The following is a 7,301-nucleotide window of genomic DNA, read 5'->3' as shown; positions in this document are numbered from 1 at the left end:
TTTTGTTGCCCATACACGGCATCCTGAGCCAGTTTTAAGCACTGCTTTAAAATGCGGCGCAAGGGATGGGCAACGTGCGGCATCCATGCCGCACCCGTGTATCCAAATTTTATTTGACACAAGGGTCTATGGAACTCGAAGCCGAAGGGATTTTCGCGGAGTCGTTTAAAAAACTTAGCCATTATATAGCTGAGTTTTGAAATCCGTATCACACATAATCTCCCATAAAATATGCTTTCATTAGGTTTTGTGCGTAATAGCTATTTTGGTAATTAGCTATACACTATGGCGCAAACCAAATCGGCGGCTCATGCGTCGAGCCGAAATATCAGCAGCACAGGCTGATTATTGATTTAGGCCTGCCTTTAGACGCAGCCGGCAGCCAGCTGAACAATCTGCCTGATACGCTTAATTTAATTCCGGCAGGTGAAGAGCGCTTATCTGCAATCATTTCCCATGCGCATATCGAATATTATGGTTTTGCCCAATATTTTCACGCAGAAACAGTGGTTTACATCGGAAAAGCTGCGCAGCGGATTATTCAGGCTAGCATTCCGTTTACTGGCCAGCCTGACATTAAGCTGCGGGGCAAAACTTTTCTGGCAGACCGTCAGGCGTTTAACATAGGGGACTTTCAAGTCATGCCATTTTTAGTGGATCACTCCGCTTATGATGCCTAGGCCCTATTGATAGAAGCGGACGGATGCAGGCTGTTTGACAGCGGCGATTTCCGCGGGCATGGGCGCAAGGCTGCTTTATTTAAAAAGTTCATACAGTCCCGCTGAAGCCTGCTCATGCGTTGCTGATGGAAGGCACATCGCTTGGCAGAGCGGGCTTTGAGCAGATTGTTTATTCTACAGAGCAGCCGTTGAAAGTCTGGCTGACTGATTTTTATGCAGGCATTAAATGCCGGGCAGGAGACAACGTAAGCCTTATTCTGGTGCGGATGAACGGTTAAAAATTAAAAAAATCAATTGGTTTTAATATCGGCTGTCCAAGCCGGTATTCTGGCTGGCATTCCGCCCAGCCGCCATAGGGCAGGCGATGACTGCGCAGCTGAGTTTTTCCCGATGCAGCGCTGTTGTTTAAGCCTGCTGCCTAGGGTATATTGTGCCAAAATTTTTATTCAGTATAAGTTATTATAAGATGTTTTCGTTTTTGTCCATCGAATTCGCCCTCGCATTCATTGTATTTTTCTGCATTTACTGGGCATTCCGGGCCAAGCCTCAAATTCAAAACCTGATTATCGCGGCTGCAAGCTACGGCGTCATTTACCTTATGGCGGGCGTGGCGGCGCCAGCAATCCTCTTTGCTTTCAGCATCGTTATTCACTTAATAGTTTATTTAATGAGCAGATATGAGGCCCATAAAAAAAGCCTGCTGATTTTAGGCATCGTGATAACCCTGCTTCAGCTCAGCTTCTTTAAATATTATGACTTCTTTAAAGGCGCAGTTTCCGCCTCGCTGAATGCAATGAATTTAGACGGCAGCGGCTTGGCTGCCAATTTAATTCTGCCTCTGGGTATTTCCTACTATTCCTTCCAGGCCATCAGCTATCTGGTCAGCCGCTACCGGGACACGCCGGAAGTGCCAAAATTCAATTTTGCGCAGCTGCTGATGCATTTTTCATTTTTTGCCACCATCACTGCAGGGCCGATTGCCCGCGCGCAGAGCGCAAAAGGCCTGACCGATATTGATGACCAGCCTTGCGGCATGAGCGCGCAGATCCGAAGCGCCGAGCCGCGGAGCATCATCTATCCCGGCTTGGCCTTGGCTCTCATAGTCATCGCTCTGATTAAAAAATGGTGGATCGCCGGCTGGCTGGCGGATAACTGGGTCAACCCGGTATTTGCCAATCCATTGCAATACCACAGCTTAGAGATATTGGCGGCGATTTACGGCTATACCATTCAGCTGTTCCTGGATTTTTCCGGCTACAGCGAAATGATGATCGCATTTGGCCTGCTGCTGGGCTTCAGGCTGCCGGTCAACTTCCGCGCCCCGCTGCTGGCGCACAATATCCGCGATTTCTGGGACAAATGGCATATCAGCCTGTCGACATGGATCCGCGACCATATTTATATTCCGCTCGGCGGCAGCCGCCACGGCTTTGCCAGAACGCAGTTCAACCTGCTGGCGGCCATGGTGCTGTCAGGCGTGTGGCACGGTTCAGGCTGGAATTTTTTCCTGTGGGGGCTGTTTCACGGGCTGGCTTTGGTGCTGCTGAACATCAGCGACAAGGCCTATGAAAAAATCTACAAGGTCAGCGCCAGGGAAGCGCGGGATGCCGTCTACAAATCCAGCCTCTTGGGCAAGGCGGTCAGCGTTTTCGTCACCGTGAATTTTGTCTGCTTCTGCTTTGTATTCTTCAGGGCTAAAACGTTTGAAGAAGCGCTGCAGGTGTTTCAGGCATTATTCCAGAACTATATGAATGTCCAGTGGCTGAACAATCCGCTGTACCTGCTGGGCCTGATGGCCGTGGCCTGGATCGCTTATCCATTTGCACGGCAGTTTGGGCAAAGGCTCAAAGCGCATTATCCGAAATTTCCGCAGTACCGCGTGATTGTGCCTTTATTTGTGATTTTTATGCTGATTGTGATTTGCGCGCCTTCCGGCATTCCAGGGTTTATCTATGCAAACTTCTAATAATAACTATCCAGATTTAGTCAGCCCTCCTGACGGCTTTGAACAGCAGGAGCCTGAGGCCGCCGCCACGCAGGATACGCACCTGCGCGGCATCTGCTTTGTGCTGGCGGTGCTGCTGAGTTTCGGAATGCTGGGCATCTGGATCATGCAGAATTCGGTCAATGCCTATTTCCAGCAGACCTATCACCGGGAAAGCCCGCTGATGCAGCTGGGGGATTATTCACTATGGGCCAAGGGCGGCAGCATCGGCGATGTCTTATATGCTTCGCATGGCGTGGCCAAAGCCGCCATTGAGGAACAGAATGGGCAGTTGGTGAACGGCTTTAATGCCGATTATGCGTTTACGCCTGAATTTAAAGCCGAACTCGCCAGAAAAATCAGGCTGGAAGAAATCCGGCTGGCGCAGGAAAAAGCCGCCATCGCGGAAAAAGCCCTGCTGGACCAGTTTACCCTGACCAAGGCCGATGAAATCTTCTTTGCCGGCGATTCGCTGATGCAGGGCGTCGCGCCGCATGTGCAGAAGCATCTGCAGCAGGGCTATCAGATTAAATCGGTCAACTTGAGCAAGCAAAGCACCGGCCTGTCTTATCCGGGCTTCTTCGACTGGCCTAAAACCATTAAAGAAACCTTGGCGTCAAACCGGAGCATTAAAATCCTGGCGGTGTTTTTAGGGCCAAATGACCCTTGGGATATGCCGAATCCACAGGGCGGAAGCTACCTGAAATTCAAGTCGCCGCAATGGGAAGCGGTTTACCGTTCGCGCATTGCCGATATCATTCAGGCGGCGCAGCGCCAGCATGTCAGCGTCATGTGGCTTAGCCCGCCGAATATGGGCAAGCCGATGCTGAATGAGCAAATGATTTATTTAAATCAGGTGATTGCGGATGAGGTGAAAAAGAACAAAGCGTTCTTTATTGATACCCGCCCGCTATTAGGCGGAAAGAATGACGTTTACAGTGATTATCTGGTTAAAAATAATCAATCCATTAAAATGCGTTCAGCTGACGGGATTCATTTTTCTCCAGACGGCCAAAAGATCATTGCGCAGGAAATTGAAAAGCATCTGAAAATTGTAAATTAATGAAAAAAACCGGATTGATAACAAGCATGTCTTATAAGCGCAAATCATTCGCTGCTTTTGCTGCAGCGCTGGCCTTCTCCATGGGCGCCAGCGCGGGCAATTTAAGCAACTTCAATGAGCCGAATACCGCCAAATTCATTCAGGCGCTGAACAGCCGCTCGGTGCATGTGGTGCAGCTGGGCGACTCGCATACCGCTGCGGATGTCTGGACTGAAACTGTCCGCGAACAGCTGCAGAATGCCTTGGGCAATGGCGGCATGGGCTGGGGCATGCCGATGTATTTTTCCGGCCAGCGCCTGGCGGAATACGGCTATGACAATTCAGGCTGGGTGCCGGTTTCAAGCCGGACAGAGCGCAATCAAAACTATGCGCTTGGCGGGCTGATTGCTGTGCCGCGCTATTCCGGCGCGACCTTGACGATTAAGCCGAAGCAGAGTGAGCAGGAGCAGGCGGTGACAGTCAGCCTAAGGCAGGCTGCCGGCGCCGGTGACTTTACCGGGGTAGACGCCTCCGGGAAAAGCTTCTCTTTTGGCGCGCGGGTCAAAGACGGCACGTGGCAGACAGCGCAGTTTAACGCCAGGCTGCCTTTTACCATTACCGCGCATGGCGCGCAGGATTCCGCGATTGGCGGCTGGTGGGCAAAAAATGCCAGCGGCGCGGGCGCAGTCGTTTCCGCTTTGGGGATTAATGGCGCAGAGCTCGGCTACTGGAATCACTGGAGCAGTGGCTGGAAAAAAGAATTGGGCGCCATTGCGCCGGACTTGATTGTGCTGGCCTACGGCACAAATGAGGCTTACGGCAACCCGAATATTGAGCAGGCAAGAAAGCTGCTAAGCGCCAAAATTCAGGAAATCCGGCAGGCCAGCCCCGGCAGCGCGGTGATGATTGTTTCAGCGCCTGAAAGCCTGAAAAGCACGGCAGGGCAATGCGGCCGCAGGCCGGATAAACTGACTGATTTTCAGGAAATGCAGGCTGAAGTCGCGCAGCAGCAGCGCACGATGCTGTGGAACTGGCAGCAGGCTATGGGCGGCGCATGCTCGATGAAAAGCTGGATCAGCCGGGGCGAGGCCCGCGGTGATGGCGTGCATTTCACCGCTTCAGGCTATCAAAAGCTGGGCCGAATGCTGGCTGCAGATCTGCTGGATTTAGCCGGAAATCCGGCCGGCGCCATGCGTTCCAATCCATCTTCAGGGCAAAATGCTGGCGCAGCGCAGCCGGTTTCTTCTTCCCGCGCATTGGGCTACGGAGAAATCTGTGAAGAAGGCGGGAAAAACTGCAAAACCTTCAGGTTCTAACATGGCGTCCTGATTGAAAAATAGCGGTGCGGGGTATTTCCGCACCGCTTTTATTTTAGCTGCACATTCGCCTTGCTTATAGATGAGGCATTGAACTTTGCATCAGGCTAAAGGCTTTCCCTCAGCACATTTCAGCATAATGGCCCCGCAGCTTTTCTTGCGCCGCGGAACAATCGCGATTAGTATTTAGTTTTAAATATCAAATACTTTGAGTTGAAAAATGAAACTGAAAATTGTTCTAAGCGCATTATGCATTTTATCTTCAGGCGCAGGCTATGCTAATGCGCCGCAGCAGGCAAAAATCAATGCAGTTAAAAAAATATATGCAGATCATCTCAATGAAGATTTGATGGGGATTGATATCATAAAGCTGCATGCATCTCCAGAGCTGCGCCATCTAATTCAAAAGCGCGACGCGATTGCCGATCGCCACGAAGGGGATATGTGCGGGTGGGTGCGGCAAGTGCTTATTCCAGGCAATGATTATGATGTCCGCGTGAATCAGATTAAATATTCAGCATTGCCGAATGGCCGGGTGCGCGCGCAGGCGAAAAACTTCGGGAAAAGCTTCCATGTGGATTTTGAGCTGCAGTGTGATGTGCAGGGATGCAAAATTGCTGATGTGTATGACCCAAACAGCTATAAAAAAGAGCTGATCTCGATTGTCAGAAACGGCACATGCTGAGCGCAAGGATTTAACTTCAGAGCGCCTGCCGGAAACTGTAATGAGTACTTGGGCTGAAGCAGGCCGCGCCAAAACAGCAGTTTAAAGTCCTGCAGTTCTGGCGCTCAGCCTCAGCATGCTGCGGATGCTGTCTTATCTGTGCTGCCTTATTCCGCCAGTTTCTCGGCTTTCATGCTCTCCCTGTAGTATTGACAGCCCCTGTACAGCAGGAACACCCCAATAACGCCGGCAACAGCGTTTACAATTGAAATTGAATTGCCCACCATCACGGTGTTCTGGAAATATTTATCGGTAATTAATGCCACAGCCGTGGTGCCTATACCCAGCGCAATCAGGTTGGAAGTCAGCAGGAACTTTGCAGACACCTGAGCGCGGAGCTGGTTTGGCGTCAGCATTTGCGTGGCAGCCGCCGAAGCTGGAATCGGGAAGGTTGAGAAGAACATGGCGACAAAAATCAGCGCAAATGACAGGTGCATGCTGTCGACTTGCGTGAACAGCACGCTTGGCACAATTAAGGCTGCACAGCCGATCATGCCGGTGCGGATCGCGGCATCGCTGCAGCCGCGCTTGGAGAAAAAGTCGATCAGCCAGCCGCAGAATAAAGCGCCTGAAGTATTCGCCACTAAAATAATGATGCCTAGAATATAGCCGGTTTGGCTGGCGTCTAAGCCATGATTGCGCATGTAAAATGCCGGCGCCCAGCCTAACAGCGAATACAGCATCATGGTGTAAAAAGAGAAGCCGATAAAATGGCAGAAGAACGTCTTTTTGTGGGTTTTAATAAAGGCCACAGAGTTTTTAAATGATGCTTGCATCACTTGGCCGTCTTGACCGACTTTCAGGCCTTTGCGCTCCGGCTCACGCACCGTCAAAATCATCAGCAGCGCCAGCAGCACGCCCGGCAAGCCGACGATCATAAAGGTCAGCTGCCAGGTTTTAATTTCGCCAATCACCGGCAAAATCACAAAGTTGACATCTTTCAGCAAGCCAATCACATAGCCGCCAATCAGAAAAGCCAAGCCTGAACCAATGAATGCGCCAATTGCATATACACCTAATGCGCGCCCAAGCTTTTCTTTAGGAAATAGGTCGGCAACAATTGAATAGAATGCAGGGGAAAGCGCAGCTTCGCCTGCGCCTACGCCTAAGCGCGCTAAGAACATTTGAATGAAGTTTTTGCTGAGGCCGCAGGCTGCTGTAGCAAAGCTCCAAAAGGCAATCCCGGCTGCAATGATTTTAATCCGGGATTTTTTGTCCGCCAAAGCAGCGATTGGCACGCCCATAAAGGCGTAAAACAGTGAAAAGGCTAAACCCTGCAGCAGGCTGAACTGCGTGTCACTCAGCATCAGGTCATGCTTAATCGGCTCAATCATTAAAGATAAAATCTGCCGGTCTACAAAGGACAGAATATACGCCACCATGCAGATGATGACCACGTACCATTGATAAGCGCTGGTGTGTTCCGGCGCTGCGGTGCCGGGAGGCAATACGGATGCAGGCGCTTGTTCAAAATTCAGGGACTGAGGCTGAGCATTCCTTTCAGCCGTATCTATGTCTAGAGACTTATCATTCATCATGCAGCTTCCTGTGCTGA

The 7,301-nt window shown here is 50.9% G+C and carries 6 protein-coding genes; 4 read left to right on the top strand and 2 right to left on the bottom strand.

Going from position 1 to position 7,301, the window contains the following annotated elements; all coding sequences use genetic code 11:
- A partial coding sequence (locus RSA72_RS05865; RefSeq protein WP_332632870.1) for a hypothetical protein occupies positions 1–182 on the bottom strand: 182 nt, incomplete at its 3' end.
- Positions 183–1,158: 976 nt separating this feature from the next.
- On the opposite strand from RSA72_RS05865, the gene RSA72_RS05860 reads away from it, so the two are divergent.
- The 4 genes from RSA72_RS05860 (at position 1,159) to RSA72_RS05845 (ending at position 5,707) form a co-directional block, all read left to right on the top strand.
- A complete protein-coding gene (locus RSA72_RS05860) occupies positions 1,159–2,646 on the top strand; it encodes an MBOAT family O-acyltransferase (protein ID WP_332632869.1) in 1,488 nt (495 codons plus the stop codon).
- Positions 2,633–3,727 (top strand): SGNH/GDSL hydrolase family protein, encoded by a 1,095-nt coding sequence (locus tag RSA72_RS05855; RefSeq protein ID WP_332621528.1) that lies wholly within the window; start codon positions 2,633–2,635, stop codon positions 3,725–3,727. Before RSA72_RS05860 ends, RSA72_RS05855 begins: the two co-directional genes overlap by 14 nt.
- 26 nt (positions 3,728–3,753) lie before the next feature.
- Entirely contained in the window at positions 3,754–5,022 is a 1,269-nt protein-coding gene (locus tag RSA72_RS05850; protein ID WP_332621526.1) for a GDSL-type esterase/lipase family protein, read from the top strand.
- A gap of 220 nt (positions 5,023–5,242) precedes the next feature.
- Positions 5,243–5,707 (top strand): hypothetical protein, encoded by a 465-nt coding sequence (locus RSA72_RS05845; RefSeq protein ID WP_332621525.1) that lies wholly within the window; start codon positions 5,243–5,245, stop codon positions 5,705–5,707.
- A gap of 146 nt (positions 5,708–5,853) precedes the next feature.
- Here RSA72_RS05845 and RSA72_RS05840 read toward each other — a convergent pair whose 3' ends face one another.
- Positions 5,854–7,284, bottom strand: coding sequence for a spinster family MFS transporter (locus tag RSA72_RS05840; protein ID WP_332621523.1), 1,431 nt, complete (start codon positions 7,282–7,284; stop codon positions 5,854–5,856).
- Positions 7,285–7,301: the final 17 nt, after the last annotated feature.

Source organism: Acinetobacter sp., from assembly GCF_036659555.1.
In the GTDB taxonomy this organism is placed as follows: domain Bacteria; phylum Pseudomonadota; class Gammaproteobacteria; order Pseudomonadales; family Moraxellaceae; genus Acinetobacter.
This window is presented reverse-complemented; position numbering and strand designations above follow the sequence as displayed.